This window comes from Lentzea chajnantorensis, assembly GCF_054300775.1.
The window spans coordinates 4,734,018-4,756,669 of sequence record NZ_JBSDZT010000002.1 but is presented as its reverse complement, the minus strand read 5'-3'; the positions used below and the strand labels follow the sequence as shown (position 1 = coordinate 4,756,669).

19 protein-coding genes and 1 pseudogene are annotated in these 22,652 nt (G+C 71.2%); 10 read left to right on the top strand and 10 right to left on the bottom strand.

The features are described 5' to 3' along the window. The first annotated feature begins 31 nt into the window (after positions 1–31). Positions 32–607, top strand: coding sequence for a cholesterol catabolism transcriptional regulator KstR (gene kstR / locus ACVDFE_RS23700; protein ID WP_360389854.1), 576 nt, complete (start codon positions 32–34; stop codon positions 605–607). Between the two features lie 65 nt (positions 608–672). Beyond that, the gene (locus tag ACVDFE_RS23695) at positions 673–1,113 is read left to right on the top strand and encodes a hypothetical protein (protein WP_458431883.1); all 441 of its coding nucleotides are present in this window, start codon (positions 673–675) and stop codon (positions 1,111–1,113) included. Here the strand turns inward: ACVDFE_RS23695 and ACVDFE_RS23690 are convergent. Then, complete coding sequence (locus ACVDFE_RS23690; RefSeq protein ID WP_458431882.1) at positions 1,085–2,101, bottom strand: LacI family DNA-binding transcriptional regulator; 1,017 nt, start codon at positions 2,099–2,101, stop codon at positions 1,085–1,087. The genes ACVDFE_RS23695 and ACVDFE_RS23690 overlap by 29 nt on opposite strands. A 110-nt stretch (positions 2,102–2,211) precedes the next feature. Between ACVDFE_RS23690 and ACVDFE_RS23685 the strand changes: the two genes are divergently transcribed. The 6 genes and pseudogenes from ACVDFE_RS23685 (at position 2,212) to ACVDFE_RS23660 (ending at position 10,395) form a co-directional block, all read left to right on the top strand. Beyond that, positions 2,212–4,083, top strand: a complete 1,872-nt coding sequence (locus tag ACVDFE_RS23685) for a discoidin domain-containing protein (protein WP_458431881.1) — start codon at positions 2,212–2,214, stop codon at positions 4,081–4,083. A gap of 36 nt (positions 4,084–4,119) precedes the next feature. Beyond that, positions 4,120–5,937: a lectin gene (locus ACVDFE_RS23680; RefSeq protein WP_458431880.1), complete on the top strand. Its 1,818-nt coding sequence runs from the start codon at positions 4,120–4,122 to the stop codon at positions 5,935–5,937. Between the two features lie 103 nt (positions 5,938–6,040). Beyond that, positions 6,041–6,433 carry an MmpS family transport accessory protein gene (locus ACVDFE_RS23675; RefSeq protein ID WP_360389149.1) on the top strand — a complete coding sequence of 131 codons (393 nt, stop codon included), beginning with the start codon at positions 6,041–6,043 and terminating at the stop codon, positions 6,431–6,433. A gap of 10 nt (positions 6,434–6,443) precedes the next feature. Further along, positions 6,444–7,358, top strand: a complete 915-nt coding sequence (locus tag ACVDFE_RS23670; RefSeq protein WP_458431879.1) for a phosphotransferase family protein — start codon at positions 6,444–6,446, stop codon at positions 7,356–7,358. Positions 7,359–7,442: 84 nt separating this feature from the next. Next, positions 7,443–7,946, top strand: a pseudogene (locus tag ACVDFE_RS23665) (AfsR/SARP family transcriptional regulator); the annotation flags it as partial. A gap of 130 nt (positions 7,947–8,076) precedes the next feature. Continuing rightward, positions 8,077–10,395, top strand: a complete 2,319-nt coding sequence (locus ACVDFE_RS23660) for an ATP-binding protein (protein ID WP_458431878.1) — start codon at positions 8,077–8,079, stop codon at positions 10,393–10,395. Between the two features lie 20 nt (positions 10,396–10,415). On the opposite strand, the gene ACVDFE_RS23655 is transcribed toward ACVDFE_RS23660, so the two are convergent. From ACVDFE_RS23655 to ACVDFE_RS23630, 6 genes are all read right to left on the bottom strand, one after another. Then, positions 10,416–11,189 (bottom strand): ABC transporter permease, encoded by a 774-nt coding sequence (locus ACVDFE_RS23655; protein ID WP_360389157.1) that lies wholly within the window; start codon positions 11,187–11,189, stop codon positions 10,416–10,418. Next, positions 11,186–12,160, bottom strand: coding sequence for an ATP-binding cassette domain-containing protein (locus ACVDFE_RS23650; protein ID WP_458431877.1), 975 nt, complete (start codon positions 12,158–12,160; stop codon positions 11,186–11,188). Before ACVDFE_RS23650 ends, ACVDFE_RS23655 begins: the two co-directional genes overlap by 4 nt. 88 nt (positions 12,161–12,248) lie before the next feature. Beyond that, positions 12,249–13,520: a lanthionine synthetase LanC family protein gene (locus tag ACVDFE_RS23645; RefSeq protein WP_458431876.1), complete on the bottom strand. Its 1,272-nt coding sequence runs from the start codon at positions 13,518–13,520 to the stop codon at positions 12,249–12,251. A 27-nt stretch (positions 13,521–13,547) separates the two neighbouring features. Next, positions 13,548–14,309, bottom strand: coding sequence for a putative protein N(5)-glutamine methyltransferase (locus ACVDFE_RS23640; protein ID WP_458431875.1), 762 nt, complete (start codon positions 14,307–14,309; stop codon positions 13,548–13,550). A gap of 102 nt (positions 14,310–14,411) precedes the next feature. Beyond that, a complete protein-coding gene (gap, locus tag ACVDFE_RS23635; RefSeq protein ID WP_360389169.1) occupies positions 14,412–15,410 on the bottom strand; it encodes a type I glyceraldehyde-3-phosphate dehydrogenase in 999 nt (332 codons plus the stop codon). 38 nt (positions 15,411–15,448) lie between these two features. Then, a complete protein-coding gene (locus ACVDFE_RS23630) occupies positions 15,449–16,876 on the bottom strand; it encodes an MFS transporter (RefSeq protein WP_360389172.1) in 1,428 nt (475 codons plus the stop codon). A gap of 64 nt (positions 16,877–16,940) precedes the next feature. On the opposite strand from ACVDFE_RS23630, the gene ACVDFE_RS23625 reads away from it, so the two are divergent. Then, a complete protein-coding gene (locus ACVDFE_RS23625; RefSeq protein WP_458431874.1) occupies positions 16,941–17,756 on the top strand; it encodes an ArsR/SmtB family transcription factor in 816 nt (271 codons plus the stop codon). A 155-nt stretch (positions 17,757–17,911) separates the two neighbouring features. Then, complete coding sequence (locus ACVDFE_RS23620) at positions 17,912–18,562, top strand: response regulator transcription factor (protein WP_360389178.1); 651 nt, start codon at positions 17,912–17,914, stop codon at positions 18,560–18,562. A gap of 25 nt (positions 18,563–18,587) precedes the next feature. Here the strand turns inward: ACVDFE_RS23620 and leuA are convergent, their stop codons facing one another. From leuA to ACVDFE_RS23605, 3 genes are all read right to left on the bottom strand, one after another. Further along, positions 18,588–20,249 carry a 2-isopropylmalate synthase gene (gene leuA / locus ACVDFE_RS23615; protein ID WP_458431873.1) on the bottom strand — a complete coding sequence of 554 codons (1,662 nt, stop codon included), beginning with the start codon at positions 20,247–20,249 and terminating at the stop codon, positions 18,588–18,590. Then, positions 20,246–21,424 carry a pyridoxal phosphate-dependent aminotransferase gene (locus tag ACVDFE_RS23610; RefSeq protein ID WP_360389184.1) on the bottom strand — a complete coding sequence of 393 codons (1,179 nt, stop codon included), beginning with the start codon at positions 21,422–21,424 and terminating at the stop codon, positions 20,246–20,248. The genes leuA and ACVDFE_RS23610 overlap by 4 nt, the downstream gene beginning before the upstream one ends. A 146-nt stretch (positions 21,425–21,570) precedes the next feature. Beyond that, a complete protein-coding gene (locus ACVDFE_RS23605) occupies positions 21,571–22,575 on the bottom strand; it encodes a TauD/TfdA family dioxygenase (RefSeq protein WP_458431872.1) in 1,005 nt (334 codons plus the stop codon). Positions 22,576–22,652 lie beyond the last annotated feature (77 nt).

The window sequence follows — 22,652 nt, the reverse complement described above, 5'->3', positions numbered from 1 at the left end:
GTCACCTTCGAAGTCGCGCGCGGACGCCCTGATGGCGGGCGAGGAGCTGAGCTCGGCCGCCCAGCGCGAGCGGCGCAAGAGGATCGTCGACGCGACCATCGCGCTGGCGTCCAAGGGCGGGTTCGACGCCGTCCAGATGCGGGCGGTGGCCGACCGGGCGGACGTCGCACTCGGCACCCTCTACCGCTACTTCCCCTCGAAGATCCACCTCCTCGTCTCCAGCCTCGCCGTCGAGCTCGAACGCGCGCAGGAGAAGATGGACCGCGCCGCCGTCCCCGGCGACACCGCCTACGACCGCGTGCTGTTCGTGCTCGGCCGCATCACCCGCGGCCTGCAGCGCAACCCGCACCTGACCGAGGCCATGACCCGCGCCTTCACCTTCGCCGACGCCTCGGCCGGTGCCGAGATCGACCGCGTCGCGCTGCTGATGGAGACGATGTTCACGCGCGCGATGACCGACGAGGAACCGACGGAGGAGCAGAAGGCCATCGCGCGGGTGATCAGCGACGTGTGGCTGTCGAACCTCGTCGCGTGGGTGACCCGGCGGGCCACGGCCACCGACGTGGCGAACCGGCTGGAGCTGACCGTGCGGCTGCTGCTGGCCTGACCCGTGCGGCCGGCCAAGACCCCGCAACCCCGCACAGGGACCGGATGCGCACCTAAGATCAGCCGGTGACCACGAACCCCGCCGAAGTCGTCCTCACCAGCCGCGGTTCGGCCACCGCCCAGCGCGTGATCGCCGGCGCCTCGCTCGTCGGCATCGCGGCGATCGGCGTCGTGGTCGCCCTGTCCGACCTGCCGTGGTGGGGCATCGCGCTGACCGAGCTGGGCGTGGTGCTCATCGCCCTGATCATGATGGCGATCTGGTCGTCGGCGGCGGAGGACGCCAAGCAGACCACGGCGTTGCGCGCCACGGGCACGACGGTGCTCGCCGACGTCCTGGGCAGCGAGGCGCACGACGACGGGGAGAGCACCTCACACCTGCTGACGCTGTGGGTCCCGGTGCCCGGCGGCGGGTTCGAGGTCGGCCACTGGTGCCACCGCTACGACGGCGAGCAGCAACTGCCGGTACTCGTCGACCCGGTCACGCGCGTGTGGGGCGTTGAACACTAGCGGTCGATCCGCGCACCACCAACGAGGTCGCGAGCTCGATGTGCAACGCCTCGGGCCGGTGACCGTCGAGCATCCGCATGAGCTGCGTGACGGCGATGCTGCCCATCTCCTGCAACGGCTGCCGCACGGTCGTCAGCGGCGGATCGGTCGCCTCGCTCAGGTCGATGTCGTCGAAGCCCGCCACCGACAGGTCCTCGGGCACCCGCAGCCCGAGTGACCGCGCGGCCTGCATCGTGCCGACCGCGACCTTGTCGTTGAAGCACACGACGGCACTCGGCCGCGGGTCCGCCGCCAGCAGGTCCAGCGCCGCACGACGGCCCTCGGCGGTCGTGGGTTCGATGCACCGCACCCGGTCCGCGCTCAGCAGCACACCCGCCTGGGCCAGCGCGGAGCGGTGCCCGGCCAGCCGCGCGTCACCGGCCAGCCACTCCGACGGGCCCGCGATCACCGCGATGTCGCGGTGCCCCAGCGCGATCAGGTGGTCCGCGACCGCGCGGGCACCGGCGGAGTGCGCGGCCGACACCGAGGCGATGTCCGGCGGCGGTGGCGTGCGCGGGTCGACGACGACGAACGGGAAACCGGCCTGCGCCAACGCCACCAGCTCGTCACCCTCCTCCGGCGGCAGGATGAGGATCGCGCCGTTGACGTCCTGCTGACCGGGCAGGCCGCGCACCGCCTCACTGTGCTGCGCCGACTCCCCCGCGTCGAGCAGCAGGCGCACACCGTGCAGCTTCAGCGTCTCCGCGACCGACGAGACGATCAGGCCGAAGTAGTCCGTGAGGACGTACGGGCACCGCACGTACACCGTCCGCTGCCCCGGCGGCTGGTCGCGCCGTTCCAGGGCCTGCAACACCAGGTCACGGGTGCGCGGGGCGACGTTGACGTGGTCGTTGAGCACCCGCGAGACGGTCGCGACCGAGACACCGGTCTCGGCGGCGATGGCCCGGAGACTGGCCCGTTGTTTCATCGAACCGGAAGCACGTTCCACCTGGTCACTGTACCGGAACTGGGGCAGGCCATTGACCGTCACCACGCCGAGGTGTTTCATCCTGGAAAGACTTTGTTTCACAGTGATGAACCTCTGTTACAAGGACGGCGATGAGAACTACCGCGATCATGGCCCTGGTCCTCGGCCTCACCGCCGCACCCACGGCGGAAGCCTCCAGCACGCCGGAAGCACGCGTCTGGGTCACCACCCCGGACCGCGCCGAACTCCTGCACGAACGCCCCCGCGTCGCATTCGGCACCACGCCGTCGGACCACCCGACGATCGTGGTCGACCCCGGCCGCGACCACCAAGCGGTCGACGGCTTCGGCGCGTCCATCACCGACTCCAGCGCCGAAGTCCTCCACGGCCTCACCCCCGCCCTGCGCGCGGACACCATGCGCAAGCTCTTCGACCCCCACACCGGCATCGGCATCAGCTTCCTGCGCCAGCCCATCGGCTCCTCCGACTTCACCGCCGCCCCCGAGCACCACACCTACGACGACGTACCGCCCGGGCAGACCGACTTCCCCCTCCGGCACTTCACCATCCGCCACGACGAAGCGAAGATCCTCCCCTTGCTGCGCGAGGCGAAACGCCTCAACCCACAGCTCAAGGTCATGGCCACGCCCTGGAGCCCGCCCGCGTGGATGAAGACCGGCGACTCGCTCATCGGCGGCCGCCTCAAGGACGACCCGCGCATCCACGACGCCTACGCCCGCTACCTGGTCAAGTTCGTCCAGGCCTACACCCGCGCCGGCGTGCCGATCGACTTCCTCTCCGTGCAGAACGAACCGCAGAACCGCACACCGGACGCCTACCCCGGCACCGACATGCCCGTCGCCGACCAGCTCAAGGTCATCGAAGCCCTCGGACCACAACTGCGAGCCGCCAGCCCCCGCACGAAGATCCTCGCCTTCGACCACAACTGGGCCACCCACCCCAACGACGGCACCGCCGAAGCCGACTACCCCCACCAGGTCCTGCGCGCCAAAGCCGCCAGGTGGGTCGCCGGCACCGCCTACCACTGCTACTACGGCGACCCCAGCGCCCAGACCGCACTGCACAACGCCTTCCCGCACAAGGGCATCTGGTTCACCGAGTGCTCCGGCTCCAAGAACGCCACCGACCCACCCGCCAAGGTCTTCAGCGACACGCTGCGCTGGCACGCCCGCAACGTCGTCCTCGGCACCACCCGCAACTGGGCCCGCAGCGCCGTCACCTGGAACATCGCCCTCGACAGCACCGGCGGCCCCCACAACGGCGGCTGCACCACCTGCACCGCCCTGGTCACCGCACACCCCGACGGCACCGTGACCACCGACGCCGAGTACTACACGATCGGCCACCTCGCGAAGTTCGTCCGCCCCGGCGCCCGCCGCATCGCCAGCACCTCCTTCGGCACCACCGGCTGGAACGGCCAGATCATGGACACCGCCTTCCGCAACCCCGACGGCTCCACCGCACTGGTCGTGCACAACCAGAACGACGACCCCCGCACCTTCGCCGTCAACACCGGCGACCGCACCTTCGAGTACACCCTGCCCGGCGGCGCACTGGCCACGTTCACCTGGCCCGCACACCACCGACTCCGCGGCAACCACGACCCCGTCCCCCTCACCGGCGCCACCGCCACCTCCCCGACCGGCAAAAACGCCGCACTCGCCGTCGACGACGACGCCTCCACCCGCTGGACCACCGAAACCACCCAGACACCCGGCCAGTTCCTCCAAATCGACCTCGGCCGCAACCGCGACTTCCGCCGCGTCGCCGTCGACAGCGGCGCCAACCTCGGCGACCACGCCCGCACCTGGCAACTGGACGTGAGCCGCGACGGCACCACCTGGCACACCGTCACAAAAGGACAGAGCACCGGCCAGCTGACGAACATCGACGTCCGCGGGAACGCCCGATTCCTGCGGATCACCTCCACCGGCACCGCGAACAACTGGTGGAGCATCGCCGACATCCGGCTCTACCGATAACACCCACCAGCGCCCGAACCCCTGCAAGGAGCGCTCATGTCCCGAGAAAAACACCGCTGGCACAGCGCCGCACTGATCTCCGCCGTCCTGGCCGTCACGGCAGGCACCCACCTCGCCACCCCGGCAACAGCAGCCACCACCGCCAACGTCTGGCTGACCACCGCCGACCGCTCCAACCTCCTGCGCCAGCAAGCAGGAGTCGCATTCGGCAACGGCGGCAGCGGACCGGTCATCACCGTCAACCCCAACTCCACCCACCAGTCCATGATCGGGTTCGGAGCCTCCTTCACCGACTCGGCCGCGTGGAACATCTGGAACTCACCACGCCGCGACGAGATCATGACCAACCTGTTCCACCCGAACACCGGCATCGGCCTGAGCTTCCTGCGCCAGCCGATCGGCGCCTCCGACTTCTCCCGCAGCTTCTACACCTACGACGACGGCGCACCCGACCCGACGCTGTCCCGGTTCTCCACCGCACGCGACAACGCCTACGTCCTCCCGCTCCTGCGCCAGGCCAAAGCACTCAACCCGCAGATCAGCACCATGGCCACACCGTGGAGCGCCCCCGCGTGGATGAAGAACAACAACAGCCTCATCCAGGGCTCCCTCAACGACAGCCAGATCAGCACCTACGCCGACTACCTCGTCAAGTTCACCCAGGCCTACCGGGCAGCAGGCGTACCGATCGACTACCTCAGCGTCCAGAACGAACCCAACTTCGAACCCCCCGGCTACCCCGGCATGCGCATGTCCGCCCAGCAACAGGTCACCGTCATCAACACCCTCGCCCCCAAACTGCGCGCAGCCGGCCAACAGACCCGCCTGCTCGGCTACGACCACAACTGGGACGACACCACCTACCCCCAAACCGTCAACAACGGCGCCGGCACCAACGTCATCGGCTCCGCCTGGCACTGCTACGGCGGCAACCCCGGCGGCCAGTCCGTCGTCAAGAACAACCAACCCGGCAAGGACATCTTCTTCACCGAGTGCTCCGGCACCCGCTCCGCCACCGACGCCGCCACCTTCCGCGACACCCTGCGCTGGCAAGGCACCAACCTCGCCATCGGCGCCACCCGCAACCACGCCCGCACCGTCGCCCTCTGGAACATGGCACTCGACCAGAACAACGGCCCCGTCATCGGCAGCTGCACCAACTGCACCGGCGTCGTGACCACCAACGGCTCCACCACCACCTACAACGCCGAGTACTACGTCCTCGGCCACCTCGCCAAGTTCGTCAAACCCGGCGCCGTCCGCATCGACTCCACCGGCTACGGCGACGGCGGCATCCAGAACGTCGCCTTCCGCAACCCCGACGGCTCCATCGCCCTGGTCGCCCTCAACACCGGCGCCGACCAGAACTTCCAGGTCTCCTACGGCGGCCAGACCTTCGGCTACCGCCTCCCCGCCGGCGCCATGGCCACCTTCACCTGGCCCGGCACCCTCGACCCCGGCCAACCCGGCACCCGCACCGGCACCATCACCGGCCTGGGCGGCAAGTGCCTCGACGTCACCGACGGCTCCACCGCCAACGGCAACCAGCCCCAGCTGTGGACCTGCTCCCCCGGCCCCAACCAGACCTGGACCCTCGCCACCGACGGCACCGTCCGCGGCCTCGGCAAGTGCCTCGACGTCACCGGCAACTCCACCGCCGACGGCGCCCCCGTCCAGCTGTGGGACTGCTTCGGCGGACCCAACCAGCGGTGGACCGCCTCCGGCGGCACCCTCGTGAACGCCGGCAGCAACAAGTGCCTCGACGTCACCGGCAACAACACGGCCAACGGCGCGAAGCTGCAGATCTGGACCTGCACGGGAGGGGCCAACCAGCGCTGGACCGTTCCGGCCTAGGACGCTCCGACGGCCGTCATCCCCCGCCTGACACCGCGGGATGACGGCCGTTCAGCCCACCGAACGATGCCGCCGAACGCCGCACCCCATACCGTGGGAAGCCGTGAAGACGCTCGCAGTGGTCGCGGCCCTCGTCCTCGTCGGCGCGGGGTTCGTGGTCGCGATCCGCTACTTCGGCTGGTCGGAGATCACCGGCAAGGCCTGGTCCGTCACCTACGAGGTGACCGGGCCGGGGTCCGCGCCCGTCGCCCTCCGCTACACCGAGAACCCCGACACCCGCAAACGGGACGCACCGCGGACCGTCGACGCCACCGGGGTGGTTCCGTGGACGACGGACGTTGTGATCAACTCGGGGCAGAAGGCGGAGGTGACCGCCACGCCGTCCGGGAACGAGGCGTTGACGTGCCGCATCCTGCTCGACGGCGAACGGGTGTGGGCGAGCGCCACTGCTGCTCCCGGACAGGCGGTGACCTGCACGAAGGTGACCGACAGATGAGGCATTGGTTTTGGTCAACACTGAAGTAATAGAGCAGATCACACAAACCACCGTCCACCGCGTCGAGGCGCTCGGCGGCGGCACCTACAACCGGGTCTTCCTCGTCACGGCGGCCGAGGGCGAGCTCGTGGTCAAGATCAGTCCGGGTGAGCAGCCGGGGTTGACCTACGAGCGGGACCTGGTGCGCACCGAGGCGCTGTTCTGCGCGCTCGGGGCGCGGGTCGCGCCGGTGCCGCAGGTCGTGCGCACCGACTTCTCGCGCTCCCACGTCGACGGCGACGTGCTGGTGACGACGAAGCTCGAAGGGACTCCCCTGTTCGGACGGTCCGGTGTGGACCGCGATGCCGTTCAGGAACAGCTCGGTGCGGCCGCGCGGGCGTTGCACACGATCGAGGGACCGGGGTTCGGCTACCCGCAGCTCGGGCTGCACGAGACGTGGTCGCAGGCGTTCACCGCCATGGTCGAGGCCGTGCAGGCCGACGCGGAGCGCTACGGCGTCGCGTTGCCCCGCATCCCGGTCGACCGGCGGCTGTTCGACGAGGTGCGGACACCGGTGCTGGTGCACTTCGACCTCTGGGACGGCAACGTGCTCGTCGACCGCGGGCTGACCGGGATCGTGGACGGCGAACGCGCGTTCTGGGGTGACCCGGTGGCCGACCTCGTGTCGCCGGCGCTGTTCGGGACCGTCGGCGAGAGCTTCCTGAAGGGGTACGGGCGGGCGCTGACCGACAGCGAGCACGTGCGCCTCGCGGCCTACCGGGCGTACCTCTACGCGATCATGCTCACTGAACGGGTCCCGCGCGGCAGCACCGACGACGGGTTCGAGCGCGTGATCGCCGAAGCGCTCGACGCGGCCGTCCGCGAGCTGGGTAGCACCGGCAAGATCGGCCCGCCCCGGCGCGCGGAGCGGATCTGGGAAGCTTGACGTGTGCGCGTGGCGTTGCTGGGACCGCTCAGGGTCGAGGAGGACGACGGCACACCGGTCGACATCGGTGGTGCCAGGGTCAGGATGCTCCTCGCCCGGCTGGCGCTCGACCCCGGCCGGCCGGTTTCGCCGGCCACGCTCATCGACGACCTGTGGGGTGAGCAGCCGCCCGCGGACGCCACGAACGCGCTGCAGTCGCTGGTCTCGCGGCTGCGGAAGGTCTGCCCGGACGTGGCGCTGGAGCCCGGTGGGTACCGGCTCGCGGTCGCGGCGGAGGACGTGGACGTCGTCCGGTTCGAACGGCTGCGCGCGGCCGGGCGGCTCGACGAGGCGCTCGGGCTGTGGCGGGGCGAGGCGCTGGCGGACGTGCGGGAGGCGCCGTTCGCGCGGATCGCGGCGGCCGAGCTGGACGAGGCGCGGCTGAGCGCGGAGGAGGACCGGTTCGACCGCGGTGAGCTGGACGTCGCGAAGCTCGCCGCGCTGCACGAGCGGTACCCGTTGCGCGAGCGGCTCGCCGGGCTGCTGATCAGGGCGCTGTGCGCCGACCAGCGGCAGTCCGAGGCGTTGCAGGTCTACGAGGACGTGCGCCGCACGCTCGCCGACGAGCTCGGTGTCGACCCGTCGCGGGAGCTGCGGGACGTGCACCTCGCCGCGTTGCGGGGCGAAGCTCGCGCCCAAGCCGGTCGCCGACCGGTTGCCGGTGCGGCTCACCAGCTTCGTGGGACGGGACGAGGAGCTGCGCCGCGTCGGCGACCAGCTCGACCGGGCGCGGCTCGTCACGCTGGTCGGGCCCGGCGGTGCGGGCAAGACGCGGCTCGCGACCGAGGCGGCGGTGCGGCACCGGCTGCACGCCAGGGGCCGGGTCTGGTTCCTGCCGCTGGCCGGCGTGCGGGCGGCCGACGACCTGGTCGGCGCGGTGCTCAGCGCGTTCGACCCGAACTTCACCACCGGCGACCCGTTGCGCAGGGGCAGCGACGGCATGGACCGCATCGCCGAGGCGCTCGCGGCGGGTGAGTCGCTGCTGGTGCTCGACAACTGCGAGCACCTGGTCGAGGCGGCCGCCGAGTTCACCGGCCGGCTGCTGCGGCTCGTGCCGTCCGCGCGGGTGCTCGCCACCAGCCGCGAACCGCTGGCCATCGAGGGCGAGTCGCTGTGCCCGGTGGGACCGCTCGCCGTGCCGGACGGCCGCGCCGACCTCTCCGGGTACGGCTCGGTGCGGCTCTTCCTGGACCGGGCGACTGCGGTGAAGCCGGGCTTCCGGCTCGACGAGTCCACCGCGGACGCCGTCGCGCAGATCTGCCGCCGCCTCGACGGCATGCCGCTCGCGCTGGAGCTGGCCGCCGCACGGCTGCGGTCGATGACCGTGCACCAGATCACCCAGCGGCTCGACGACCGGTTCCGGCTGCTCACCTCCGGCAGCCGCACCGCGCTCCCCCGCCAGCGGACGCTGCGCGCAGTCGTCGAGTGGAGCTGGGACCTGCTGACCGAGCAGGAACGGGAGCTGGCGCGGCGGCTGTCGGTGTTCCCCGCAGGCGCCGACCTCGCCGCGATCGAGCAGATCTGCCGGCACGACCTGTACGTGCTCACGTCGCTGGTCGAGAAGTCCATCGTGGACGTGCTCGACCACGACGAGCCGCGCTACCGGATGCTGGAGACGATCCGGGTGTACGCGGCCGAGCAGCTCGCCGCGTCCGGCGAGACCGCCGAGGTGGTCGCCCGGTTCCGCGACCACTACCGGAGGCTGACCGAGGACTGGGAGCCGCTCACCCGCACCGCCCGGCAGCTGGAGGTCATCGCCGGCTACGAGGCCGAGCACGACAACATCGTGGCCGCGTTGCGCGGGGCGGTCGAGGACCAGGACGCCGACGCGGCCGCGGGCCTGCTCACCGCGGTCTTCTGGTACTGGATGGTGAAGGGCGACAGCAAGCGGGCGGACACGGCGGTGGACGACGTGCTCGCGTTCGGCGACCGGCTGCCCGCCGACGTCCGGGCGGCGCTGACCGCGATGCGGCTGATGATGCAGGTGATGCCGGGGGTGCCGGACGCGGCGGAGACGGCGGCGGTCATCGAGGACTGCGTGCGCGCCGAGTCCATCGAGAGGTTCCCCGCGCTGGCGATCGCCCTGCCGATGCTCGCGTTCGTCAGCAAGAACAAGGACCTCGCGCACCGGGAGGTCCAGCGGGCGGCGGGCAGCTCCGACCCGTGGGCACGGGCGGGCGCGGAGTGGGCGCGCAGCTTCCTGCTGGTCGACGACGGCGACCTGCACGGCGCGGCGGCCGCCCGCGAGCGGGCCTACGAGCTGTTCAGCGCCACCGGCGACCGGTGGGGCACGGCGATGTCGCTCGGGATGAAGGCCGCGTTCGTCTCCCAGACCGGCGACAACCTCGGCGCGATCGCGTTGTACGAACGGGGTCTCGCACTGGCGCAGGAGCTGCGGTCCACGGAGGACGCCGTGCAGCAGCACTGGCGGCTCGCCGTCGAGTACGCGCGCCTGGGCGACCTCGGCGCGGCCCAGCGGCAGCTCGCCGAGGCCGAGCGGTTCGTGCAGGAGACTGGCAACGAGCAGATGTCCGCGATGATCCTCTACGCCAAGGCGGAGATCCGGTTGCGGTGCGGTGCCGTCACCGAGGCCCGCGAGCTGGCCGAGAGCTTCCGCGTGCGCGGCACCGCGGCGGCGCTCGGCGCGTTCGGCGAGGAGTGGTCGGCGATGCTGGAGGCCCGCATCGCGCTGGCTGAGCACCGCTTCGCCGACGCCGAGCAGGGCGTCGCGGTGGCGGTGGAGACGACGTCGGCGCGCAGCGACATGCCCGACCTCGCCGCGGTCACCGAGATCCTCGCCCAGGTGCGGCACGGCCAGGGCGCAGGCGACGTGGCGCTGCGGCTGCTCGCGCTCGTGAAGCTCCTCCGCGGCGGCCTCGACCTCGGCGACCCCGGCGTGCGGGGCCTGATCGCCGAGCTCGGGGAACCGGACGCGGCGCAGGTGCCGAAGGACGACGCGCTGCGGGAGATCCGCAAGGAGGCGGGCCTGCCCGGCTGAGCGGCCCGCCCCTCCTCCGCTCAGACCCGCCTGCGGTAGGCCCACATCGCCGCGGGGAAGAACACCGCCACCACGCCGACCATCCAGATCAGCGACCCGGTCAGCGGCCCCGCGATCGGCCCGCCGTTGAGCAGTCCGCGCAGCGCGTCGGCCATCAGCGTCACCGGGCTGATGTCGGCCCACGCCTTGAGCCAGCCCGGCATCGTGGCGGTGCCGACGAACACGTTGCTGCCGAACGTCAACGGCATGATCAGCACGAACATCATGCCCTGCACGGCCTGCGGCGTCTTGAGCAGCATGCCGACGAACACCGACGCCCAGCAGAAGCACAGGGCGAACAGGATGCCCAGCGCCACCGCGACCAGCAGCTCCACCGGGCCGGTCTGCACCCGGTAGCCCATGATCGTGGCGACCACCAGCAGCACCACGACGCACACGACGTACCGCACGACGTCGGCCAGCACCGCGCCGATCAGCGGCGCGGACCGCGCGATCGGCATGGCGCGGAACCGGTCGAACACGCCCTTGGACGCGTCGGTGTTGAGCTGCACGCCCGCGGTCATGCTGCCCTGCAACAGGTTCATCACCATGATGCCCGGCACGAGCACCTGCAGGTACGCGTCGGTGCTGCCGGCCAGCGCCCCGCCGAACAGGTAGGTGAACATCAGCAGGAAGATGATGGGCGCGAGCGTCACGTCCATCAGCTGCTCCGGGTTCTTGCGGATCTTGAGAATCCCCCGCCACGCCAGGGAGAACCCGTGGCGCACGCCCTTGTCGAACGCGATCGTGCTCACACGAGGCTCCCTTCCGGCGCGGCGGTGCCGGCGGCGCCGGTCTTCTTGCCGGTCAGCGCCAGGAACACCTCGTCGAGCGACGGCAGCCGCAGCGCCAGCTCGTCCGCGGTGATGCCGGCCTCGTCGAGCTTGCGGACCAGCGTCGACAGCAGCACCGGGTCGTCGACCGGCGCGGTGAGCAGCCCGGTGTCGTCGTCGCGCGACGGCCGCGTGCCGGTCAGGTCGCCGAGGATTCGCTGCACCACGTCGAGGTCGTGCACCGACGTCGGCCGCACCTGCAGCGTCTGGCTGCCGACTCGGCGCTTCAGCTCGTCCGGACGTCCCTCCGCGACCACCCGGCCGTGGTCGAACACCGTGATCGTGTCCGCCAGCTGGTCGGCCTCCTCCAGGTACTGCGTCGTCAGCAGCACCGTCGTGCCGTTCGCGACGAGCCGCCGCACGACCGCCCACACCTCGTTGCGCGCGTGCGGGTCCAGGCCGGTGGTCGGCTCGTCGAGGTACAGCACCGCCGGGTCGCCGACCAGGCTCGCCGCCAGGTCGAGCCGCCGGCGCATGCCACCCGAGTACGTCTTGGCGGCCCGTCCCGCCGCGCCGGTGAGCTCGAACTGCTCCAGCAGCTCGGCCGCCCGCGCCCGTGCCCCCGCTCGGGAGTAGTCCATCAGCCTCGCCAGCAGGACCAGGTTCTCCGTGCCGGAGAGGTCCTCGTCCACCGACGCGTACTGCCCGGTCAGCCCGATCAGCCTGCGCACCGCCACCGGGTCCTTCAGCACGTCGTGCCCGCCGACCGTGGCGTGTCCCGCGTCCGGGCGCAGCAACGTGGCCAGCACCCGCACCGCCGTGGTCTTGCCCGCGCCGTTCGGCCCGAGCACGCCCACGACCTTCCCCTCCGGCACCTCCAGGTCCACCCCGTCGAGGGCTTTGGTCTCCCCGTAGTGCTTGACCAGGCCCTCTGCCCTGATCGCCAGTGACATCTCGCGTTCCTCCCTGTGTCGGGAGCAACTGTGCGCCCGCGCGCTGTCAGCGCGCTGGTAACGAGCTGTCAGCGACTGTCAGGGCTGGTCAGGGCCGGTGAGGGCCGGTGAGGGCCCACCAGTTGGTCATGCCGGGCACGGCGGTGCCGCCCCGGCCCGCCTGGAACAGGAACCCGGCGATCCCGGCCGCGCCCTGCATCCAGCCGACGCCGGGCGGCAGCAGCGGCTCCTGCGCGCGGTGCTCGGTGAACCGCCAGCAGACGCCGCCCCCGTCCGGCACCGCGCGGTCGACCAGCACGTCGGCGAGGTGCGGCGCGAAGTCCCGCTCCCCCGCGTCGAGCAGCAGCGCCCCCACGCCCGCCGTGCCGCAGCACCGCCCGTCGTTGTCCCAGAAGCCGGGCCGCAGCCGTTCGGGCAACCCGCAGGTGCGCACGGTGCGCGTGCACCGCCGCCGCAGCTCCGCGGTCGTCCGACCGGCCACCTCGAACACCCCGGCGTGCTCCAGGGCGTTCCACAGCAACGCCGTCCCGGCCGGTCCGTGGCACCAGCCGTAGCTGTACTCCTCGAAGTCGTCGCCGAGCCGCGGGATCCGCAGCGGCACCCGGAACCCGCCGCCGGTGAGGTCGGCGAGCGCCACGAGGTGCCGGGCACCGTCGAGGGCGGCAGCGACCCACTCCGGCCGGCCGAGCTCGGCCCCGGCCAGTGCCAGCGCCGTCGCCACGCCCGCCAGCCCGTGGGAGAAGTTCGGCATCTGCCGTTCGACCGGGGAGAACCGCGGCGGCACCATGCGCCAGTTCAGCCCGGACGGCACCTCCTCGCGTTCGGCCAGCAGGATTCCGGCCGCGACCTCGGCCAGCTCGTCCGCCTCCGCGCCGTGCCGCCGCGCCCACACCGCGCCGAGCAGCACCCCGGCGGTGCCGAGCACGACGTCGCTGACCCGTGCGCCGTCGAGGTAGCGCGGCGGCCCGATGGCGGTCTGCGGCCAGCCGTCCGGCGTGACGAGCGCCAGCAGCCGCGCCACGGCGGCGTCCGGGGCCGGCTCGCCCAGTGCGGTCAGCGTGCCGATCGTGCTGACCAGGCCGTGGAACAGGCTGCAGTCCGCGCTCGTCGCGATGCCCGCGGTGACCTGGGCGCGAATCGCGTCGGCCAGCCGCTGCTCCTCCGCCGTCCACGCCCGCACGGCCCTGACCTCCGCCAGGGTCAGCGCCAGTCCGCCGACGCCGTCGTACATGCCGTCGCGGTCCGGGTCGGCCTCGGCGCCCGGCGACGGCGGGACGGCCGCGGTGCCCTCGTCGTACCGGACCTGGTCCAGCACCCACCGCCAAGCGGCCTCGGCGGTGCCGAGGTAGGTCTCGCTCACCACACGATGATCACACCTCCGCCGCTCTCACACGGGCTTTGTCCCGATCACCACCGTGCAGTAGTAATCGTCCGACGTCGTCACACGCGCCACCAGCCCGTGCTCGGTCATCGCCGCGGCGGTGAGCGGTGCCTGGTGCTCGCTGGTCTCGATCAGCAGGTGACCACCGGGCGCCAGCCACCCCGGTGCGGCGGCGGCGACCCGCCGGTGCACGTCCACGCCGTCGGAACCGCCGTCCAGGGCGACCAGCGGCTCGTGGTCGCGGGCCTCGGGAGGCATCAGCGCGATCTCGTCGGTCGGCACGTACGGCGCGTTCACCACGAGGACGTCCACCGTGCCGCGCAAAGTCTCCGGCACCGGGTCGAACAGATCACCCTCGTAGACCCGGCCCCGCCCGGCGAGGTTGCGGCGGGCGCAGGCGACGGCCGCGGGCTCGATGTCGGCCGCGTGCAGCTGCGCGCCCTCGACCTCGGCGGCGACCGCCAGCCCCAGCGCCCCGGCGCCGCAGCACAGGTCGAGCACCACCGCTCCTGGCCCGGCCAGCGCCACGGCGTTCTCGACCAGGAACACCGACCGCTGCCGCGGTACGAACACCCCGGCGTCGACCAGCACCCGGTGGCCCCGGAACTCGGCCCAGCCGACGATCACCTCCAGTGGCTCGCCCGCCACCCGGCGGCGCACCAGCTCGTCCAGCTCGGCGGGCGTGGCGGCGGCGTCGAGCAGCAGGCGCGCCTCGTCCTCCGCGAACACGCACCCCGCCGCACGCAGCGTCGCGACCACATCGATCATGGCCGCATTTCTACCAAAGGGCCGCGTGGGACAACCCGCTCACACCTGTTCCACGCGGCCGTCCCCTGGCGCGGTCAGCCGCTCCACGACGTCCGTCCCACCTCATCGACGTGCGAGCAGCTCCAGCGTGTCGACCACGCGGTGGGAGAAGCCCCATTCGTTGTCGTACCAGGCGACCACCTTGACGTGGCGGCCGTCGACGCGGGTCAGTTTCGAGTCGAAGATCGAGGAGGCCGGGTTGCCGGTGATGTCGGACGACACGAGGTCGTCCTCGGAGTATTCGAGGACTCCGGCGAGGTCGCCCTCGGCCGCGGCTCGGTAGGCGGCGAGCACGTCGTCCCGGGTGACGTCGCGGGTGACCGTGGTGTTCAGCTCCACGATCGAGCCCACCGGGACGGGAACGCGGATCGCGTCGCCGGACAGCTTGCCGTCCAGGTTCGGCAGGACCAGTCCGATCGCCTTGGCCGCGCCCGTGGTGGTCGGTGCGATGTTGACGGCCGCGGCGCGGGCACGGCGGGCGTCGCGGTGCGGGCCGTCCTGGAGGTTCTGCTCCTGGGTGTAGGCGTGCACGGTGGTCATGAAGCCGTGTTCGATGCCGGCGAGGTCGTCCAGGACGGCGGCGAGCGGTGCCAGGGCGTTGGTGGTGCACGAGGCGTTCGACACGATCACGTGCGACTCCGGGTCGTACAGGTCGCTGTTCACGCCGTAGGCGAGGGTGATGTCCGCGCCTTCCGAGGGCGCGCTGACCAGGACCTTGCGGGCACCGGCGTCGACGTGGGCGGTGGCGGCCTTCGCCGCGGTGAAGCGGCCGGTCGACTCCAGCGCGATGTCGACGGCCAGCTCCTTCCACGGCAGCTGTGCCGGGTCCCGTTCGGCGAGGACCTGGATCCGGCGGTCGCCGACGACGAGGGTGTCGCCGTCGACCTCCACCGGCCGTCCGAGACGGCCGGAGGTGGTGTCGAACTTCAGCAGCCGCGCCAGGGCGGCGGGTTCGGTCAGGTCGTTGACGGCCACCACCTCGAGGACGCTGTCGCGTTCCAGCAAGGCGCGCAGCACGTTGCGCCCGATCCGGCCGAACCCGTTGATGGCGATGCGAGTCAAGCGACTGTCCCTTCGAGTTCACTGGTGCGGAGAAGAAATCAGGGGCGCGCGGTCGCCGGCGCCGTGGAGGTGCGGACGGACCGGCGCCGACCGGCGAGCAGTGCGAGCACCGCGCCGGTGAAGAACGCCACCGAGGCGATCAACGCCGAGGTGTGCAGGCCGTCGTACATGCTCGCCGAGGCGACGGTCAGCGTGCCGAACAGGGCGACACCGACGGCGTTGCCGATCTGGCGGGACACGTTGAAGACCGCCGAGGCGACACCGGCCTTCTCGCTCGGCGCGGACTCGATGATCGCGGCGGTGGCGGCGGGCACCGTGGACGGTGTGGCCAGACCGGTCGCCACCAAGGCGAACAGCAGCGCGACGTACGGGGTGTCGGGCCCGGCGACGAGCCAGCCGAGGAACCCCGCGGAGCCGAGCAGCATCGCGGCGGCCATGGGTTTGTAGGGCCCGTAGCGGGCGGTGAGCCTCCCCGAGACAGGACCGGCGACCAGCGCCATGCAGACCGTGGGCAGCAGCATGAGGCCGGTGGTCATGGCGTCGTAGCCCCGCTGCTGCTGGAAGTACAGCGTGGAGACGAACAACATGCCGTAGTAGCCGAGGTTCAGCAGCACCCCGATCGCTGCCGTAGCGGCGAAACCGCCGTCGGCGAACAACGACGGCGGCAGCAGCGGCGAGGCGTCGTTGCGGTCGAGACGCCATTCGGTGAGCACGAACGCCACGACGGCCGCGGCGCCGATGACGAAGGAGACCACGACGACGGTGGACGTCCAGCCGGACGTGCTCGCCTCGTTGAGGGCTCCGGCGATGCCCGTGAGGCCGATGACGGCGAGCACCTGGCCGAGGACGTCCATCCGCCGGGCGGTGCCGGAGGTCGCGGGGGACGGCACGTGCCGCAGGGTCAGCACGACCGCCAGCGCGGCCACCGGGACGTTGAGCCAGAACACCGCGCGCCAGCTCAGGCCCGACACGAGCAGGCCGCCCAGCACCGGTCCCGCGGCGAACGCCACCCCGGCGACACCGGCCCAGAAGCCGAGCGCGCGGGCCCGGACGGCGCGGTCGGGGTAGGCGGCGGCGAGCAGGGCGAGCGAGGTCGGCACGAGCAGCGCGGCACCCGCTCCCTGCAGGAGCCTTCCCGCGATCAGCGCGCCCGGTGACGCCGCGAGGGCGCAGACCACCGACGCCGCGGTGAACCCGGCGAGACCCACGAGGAAGATCCTCCGGTGGCCCAGCCGGTCCCCGAGGCCGCCACCGAGGAGCAGCAACGCGGCGAAGACGACGCTGTAGCCGTCGACCGCCCACTGCAACGCCGACGGGCCCGCCTGCAACGACCGCTGGAGGTCCGGCACCGCGACGGTGACCACGGTGACGTCCAGCATCACGAGGAAGTAGCCGAGGCTCAGCGCGATGAGTGGGGGCAGTGCCAGCGCGGGCGGCTCCGTGCGCTGCGGGACGCGGATGCTCATGCGGCCAGTCTGTGACGAAAACACTTCGTCGCCCGTCTAAGTATCGATGTCGTACCGTCGAGGTGTGCACTCCGAAGACACGAAGTCCGACCCTGACATCGCGCGAGCGGCGGCGCTCATCGCGGACGGTTCTCGTGCGCGGATCCTCAAGGCGCTGTGCGACGGCAGGGCGATCACCGCGACCGTGCTGGCCGACGAAGCGGGTGTCAGCGGCCCCACGGCGAGCGCCCACCTGGCGAAGCTCGTCGACGCGGGTCTGGTCACCTCCCACCGCGACGGCCGCAACCGCCGCTACCGGCTGGCCCGCGCCGAGGTCGCCGAGGCGTTGGAGGCACTCGCGGTGATCGCACCGCCGCTGCGGGTCAGGTCGCTCAAGCAGAGCGTCCGCGCGGACGCTCTGCGCAGGTCGCGCACCTGCTACGACCACCTCGCCGGCCAGCTCGGCGTCCACCTCATGGGCGTCCTGCTGGAGACGAAGGTCCTCGTCGGCGTGGACGGCGCGGACGGCACGCACCACCCGGCCACCGCGGCACACGACCGCGCGGCCTCCTACGGCCGCGACCACCGGTACGAGCTCACCGACGAGGGCGCGGACACGTTGCAGACACTGGGGATCGACGTGCGGGAACACGCTCGGCGGCGACCACTGGTCCGCTACTGCGTGGACTGGAGCGAGGAACGCCACCACCTGTCGGGGGCCCTCGGAGCGGCCATCGCACACAGGCTGTTCACCCTCGAATGGGTTCGGCACGGCGTGAGCCCGCGGGTCGTGCACCTCACCAAGGCGGGCGCCAGCGGTCTTTCCCGGACTTTCGGACGGCCTTTCGAGATGGTGCCCGCAGAATTGCCCGACCAGCCCGAGCGCACTCTTGTGCGGTAGCTCACACTTCGGTTCCGGAGAGCACTCGAAGTGCTACCCGTGGTAACTTCAGAATCGATTCGGGCAGTGGTGGGGAAAACCTTCGCGGGGGGAATCGAGAAGTGTCTGAATTGTACACGAGAACCGACGTCTTATCCGATTCATCCACGTGCTCCGTGCTGCTGGCCGATCACGATCCCATCTCCCGGCACGTGCTCGCCGCCAGGCTCAGGACCTGCTGCAACCGGATGAAGCTGATCGGAAGCGTGGACAGCCTGGTTCCGGTGTCGCACTGGCCGCGATTGACCGAAAAGACCGTCGTCGTCATGTCGGTGTATTCGCGTGAGGACGTCGAGCGGACGGTCCTCGAACTCTCCTCACGTGGAATTCGGATTCTTCTCCTGGTCTCGAGGGTCGACCGGCAATCGGTCGAATGGGCGTTGTCGATCGGCGCCACCGGATGCGTCGTGAAAGACACGGAAATGGGGGGCCTCACCGACGCCGTGCACGCGGTGGCGGGTGGCTATCTGCTGTTCTCACCGGAGCTGGCCGCACACCGCGGGCCGATGGGTGTCGCGCCGCCCGTCCTGCTCCAGCAGCCCAACGCCGGCCTCACCGACCGGGAACACGAGGTCCTCAGCCTCCTGGCCGACGGGATGAGCACCGTCGAGGCGGCGCGGTCGCTGGGCGTCTCCCCGGCGACGATCAAGAGCCACGTCTCCCACGCGCTGCCCAAGCTGGGAGCGCGCAACCGGCTCGAAGCCGTTCTCCTGATCCGCAACAGCACGAGGCCGTACCACCCGGCGCGGAACTCGCGGACCGCGTGACCCGCCCGCTCCGCACCGGGTGCGGTCATCGGCGACCGTACCGGGCGACGGCGCTGGCCAGCGCCGAGAGCGCGGCGTGGTCAGCGTGTTCCGCGACGCCGGCACCCCAGTGCACCGAGTCGCCCAGCGACACCTCCAGGTAGACGGCCGTGCGTGCTCCCATCGCGTGCTCGACCCTGTCCAGCACGCGGCAGGGCCGGCCGCGTGCCGCGAGTGCGGCGAGCGCTTCGGCCTGACCGGTCACGTCCGGCACACCGAGGACGACGGCGGGATCGAGCCCCAGCCCGTACTCCCGGTCGAACAGCTCGCGGATCAGCTCGGGCGTGACCTCTCCGCCCACCGCGTCGGTCCTGGCCTGGACCACGGCCGAGAAGTCGATCTGCATCCGCCTGGGCAGGTCGAACCCGTGGTGCTCCTTCATCAGGAAGGCCACACCGCCCTTGCCCGACTGGCTGTTGACCCGGACCACCTCCTGGTAGGTGCGTCCGACGTCGTGCGGGTCGATCGGCAGGTAGGGCATCTCCCACGGGCCGTGCTCGGCCGGTACGCCCGTGAGCGCGGCGTTCGCGCGTTGCGCCTCGAAGCCCTTCTTGATCGCGTCCTGGTGCGACCCGGAGAACGACGTGAACACCAGGTCGCCCGCGTACGGGTGGCGTTCGGGCACCGTCATCTGGTTGCAGTAGGTGTAGACCCGCCTCACCTCGTCGATGTCCGAGAAGTCGATCATCGGGTCGACGCCCTGCGCGAACAGGTTCAGCCCCAGCGTCACCAGGTCGACGTTGCCCGTGCGCTCGCCCTGGCCGAACAGACAGCCCTCGACGCGGTCCGCGCCGGCCATGATCGCGAGCTCGGCGGCGGCGACCGCGGTGCCCCTGTCGTTGTGCGGGTGCGCGGACAGGCACACCGACTCGCGGCGTGACAGGTTGCGCGACATCCACTCGATCCGGTCCGCGTAGACGTTCGGCGTCGACCGCTCCACGGTGGCGGGCAGGTTGAGGATGATCTCCCGGTCGCGTTCCGGCTGCCAGACGTCCATCACCGCCTCGCAGACCTCGAGCGCGAAGTCGAGCTCGGTGTCGGTGAAGATCTCCGGCGAGTACTCGAACCCGAGCGCGATCCCGTCGTCGAGGATCTGGTCCGCGTGCTTGAGGACGGTCCTGGTACCGGAGACGGCGATGTCCTTGACCTGTTCGCGGTCCGCGCGGAACACGACCCGCCGGAACAGCGGGGCCGTGGCGTTGTACAGGTGCACCGTGGCCTTCGGCGCGCCCCGCAGCGACTGCAGGGTGCGTTCGATGAGGTCGTCCCTGGCCTGGGTCAGCACCGAGATCGTCACGTCGGCGGGGACCAGCCGGTCGGTGATGATCGACCGGACGAAGTCGAACTCGGCCTGCGACGCCGCCGGGAAGCCGACCTCGATCTCCTTGTAGCCCATGCTGACCAGCAGGTCGAACAACGCACGTTTGCGTCCGGGCGCCATCGGGTCGATCAGGGCCTGGTTGCCGTCCCTCAGGTCGGTGGACAGCCACCGGGGCGCGGCCGTGATGGTCCGGTTCGGCCAGGTCCTGCCGGGCAGGTCAACCCGCTGGGCGGGGACGTAGCGGCGGAAGGGCATTCCGGACGGGCGCTGCGGCGTGCGGTGTGCCGCGATCGGGGTCTCCCCGGACGCGGTGGCGGGGCGGGTCATCGGTCTGCCCCGAGCGCGGTGCCGATCCGGCCGACGGCGTCGGCCAGCACCTCGCGGGACGTGGCGAACGACAGCCGGACGTGGCCTTCGCCGCCCTCTCCGAACGCCGACCCCGGCGTCACCGCGACGCCCGCCTCGCGCAGGAGCCACTCGGTGAACCGCGCCGAGTCGCCGCGGCCGGTCCCGCGGATGTCGGGGAACACGTACAGCGCACCGTCCGGCACCGCGCACGTCACCCCGGGCAGACCGTTGAGGCCGGCCACGAGCAGGTCGCGCCGCGCGGCGTACTCGGTGGTCATCGCCGTGATCGGCTCCTGGGGCCCGGTCAGCGCCACGACCGCGCCGCGCTGGGCGAACGAGCTCGCGCAGCCGACGGTGTGCTGCTGCACCTTGAGCAGCTCGGCGATGATCTCGGTCGGACCGGCCACGTACCCCAGCCGCCAGCCGGTCATCGCGTACCCCTTGGAGAACCCGTTGACGGTGAGCGTCCGCTCGGCGCCACCGGGCAGCGCGGCCGGGCTCAGGTGCGGCCGGTCGGCGTAGGTGATCTTCTCGTAGATCTCGTCGGAGATGATGACGAGGTCGTGCTCCCGCGCGAACCGGACGAGGGTGGTCAGTTCGTCGGCGTCGAGCAGCCGGCCGGTCGGGTTGTTGGGGGTGTTGACCAGCACCGCCCTCGTCCTCCTGGTCAGCGCCTGTTCCAGTGCGCCGGCGGTGAGCCGGAACCCGTCCCGCGCGCTCAACGGCGCCGGCACGGGACGGGCCCCCGCGAGGTGCGCCATCGCCGCGTAGCTGACCCAGCTCGGTGTCGGGACGATCAGCTCGTCACCGGGTCCCGCGACGGTCAGCACCGCACTGGACAGCGCGTGCTTGGCCGACGGTGTGACGACGACGTCCCGCATCGGGTCCACCAGCAGGTCGTTGTCCTTGGCGAGCTTCTCGGCGATGGCCTCCAGCAGCTCCGGTGTCCCCCGGCTGGGCGTGTAGTGCGTGAACCCCTCGCGCAGCGCGGACACGGCCGCGTCCGAGATGTGCTCCGGGGTGTCGAAGTCCGGCTCCCCTCCGCCGAGGTCGAGCACGTCGGCGCCCTGTGCGCGGAGCTCGCGCACGAGGTCGAGCACCGCGTAGGTCGCTGATTTCTGGATGTGGTCGAACCGCGTCGCCACCCTGGGCATGACTCTTCCTTCCACCGTGTCCGCGTTGCAGGGGTGACCAGACCTAGGGCCTGTGTCGGGGTCCCGTTCGATGAGAGTCGCGCCTGAGGTGGTTCCTGGGGCCGCCTCAGGCCCGGCTGTCGCGAACATGGACTTCGACACAGGCCCTAGTCCGCGACCCGTCCTCGCACGCCGTCCAGCCACTTGTCGCCGTGGCGGTCCGCCGCGGCGTCGTCGCGGAACGCGTAGGTCTTGAGCAGCCACCGCTTGCGGGCCTGCGCCGGGTCGTTGATCTCGATCTTCTCGCGGCTGTGCAGACCGTCCTGGTTGGACAGGACGAAGAGGTCGCGCTCCAGGATGCGGTGCCGGACCTTGCTCGCCTTCGCCAGCGCGTTCTTCATGGCGATCAGCGCGTCCTTGGCCTCCACCGGGCTGCCCGGCGCGGTGGTGGTCGCGGTGTCGAGGTAGCGGAAGCTGTGGTCGTTCTCGAGGATCGGGTGCGCTCCGGAGTCGGTCAGGCTCGCGTTCTTGTCCTTGGAGAACACGTCGAACGGCGTGATGTAGAACGGTTCGCGGAGGAGTCGCTGCTCCTGGTCGCCGAGGTGGACGAGCATCTCCCGGCCGTCGATGAAACCGGTGTAGATCAGCTCGCCCTCCGGGCAGCGCATGCCGAGCAACGCGATGTAGTCGGCGCGGACCTCGTGCGCCGTGCGGTCGTTGTGGAAGTAGAGCTCGCTGTCGCTGTAGCCGGTGAGCTTTCCGCTGTACTTGTCGAACGCGACCACGTCGGTGAAGAAGTCGCCGCGGTTTCGGGCGTAGGCCAGCAGCGGGTTGCCCATGAGCTTGCCGAACAGCTCCAGCAGCGTCTCTCCGATGAACGTCTTCTTCTCGGCGTGCTTGACCGACACCGGGTCCTCGTTGCCGAGGTCCGGCAGTTCCGCGTCGATCGGGACGTTGCGCAGGACGTGCGCGTCGACGGTCCCGCTCTCCCGGTCCGCTCGGATCCGGGCGCAGACCTCGAGGAAGAACGCCGGCACGTCGCCCCTGTCCACCAGGTCGGCCACGGCCTGCGAGAACGCCTCGTAGTCGTCGTAGGGGTTCTTGTCGACGTCGCCGAGAGCGCGGTAGAGCTCCTCGTACTGCTCGTCGGTGAAGATGTGGATCGGCTTCATGGTTCCTTCCCTGCTCTGGCGGAGATCCTGAGAACAAGCTTCGCCACCGGGGACGGGCGAGTCATCGGCCGCCGGAG

Excerpts from the sequence above, each read along its gene's own strand:
- kstR (WP_360389854.1), top strand. The coding sequence starts at position 32 with ATGGCGGGCGAGGAGCTGAGCTCGGCCGCCCAGCGCGAGCGGCGCAAG.
- ACVDFE_RS23685 (WP_458431881.1), top strand. The coding sequence starts at position 2,212 with ATGAGAACTACCGCGATCATGGCCCTGGTCCTCGGCCTCACCGCCGCA.
- ACVDFE_RS23680 (WP_458431880.1), top strand. The coding sequence starts at position 4,120 with ATGTCCCGAGAAAAACACCGCTGGCACAGCGCCGCACTGATCTCCGCC.
- ACVDFE_RS23650 (WP_458431877.1), bottom strand. The coding sequence starts at position 12,160 with ATGTCACTGGCGATCAGGGCAGAGGGCCTGGTCAAGCACTACGGGGAG.
- ACVDFE_RS23640 (WP_458431875.1), bottom strand. The coding sequence starts at position 14,309 with ATGATCGATGTGGTCGCGACGCTGCGTGCGGCGGGGTGCGTGTTCGCG.
- ACVDFE_RS23630 (WP_360389172.1), bottom strand. The coding sequence starts at position 16,876 with ATGAGCATCCGCGTCCCGCAGCGCACGGAGCCGCCCGCGCTGGCACTG.
- leuA (WP_458431873.1), bottom strand. The coding sequence starts at position 20,249 with ATGACCCGCCCCGCCACCGCGTCCGGGGAGACCCCGATCGCGGCACAC.
- ACVDFE_RS23610 (WP_360389184.1), bottom strand. The coding sequence starts at position 21,424 with ATGCCCAGGGTGGCGACGCGGTTCGACCACATCCAGAAATCAGCGACC.
- ACVDFE_RS23605 (WP_458431872.1), bottom strand. The coding sequence starts at position 22,575 with ATGAAGCCGATCCACATCTTCACCGACGAGCAGTACGAGGAGCTCTAC.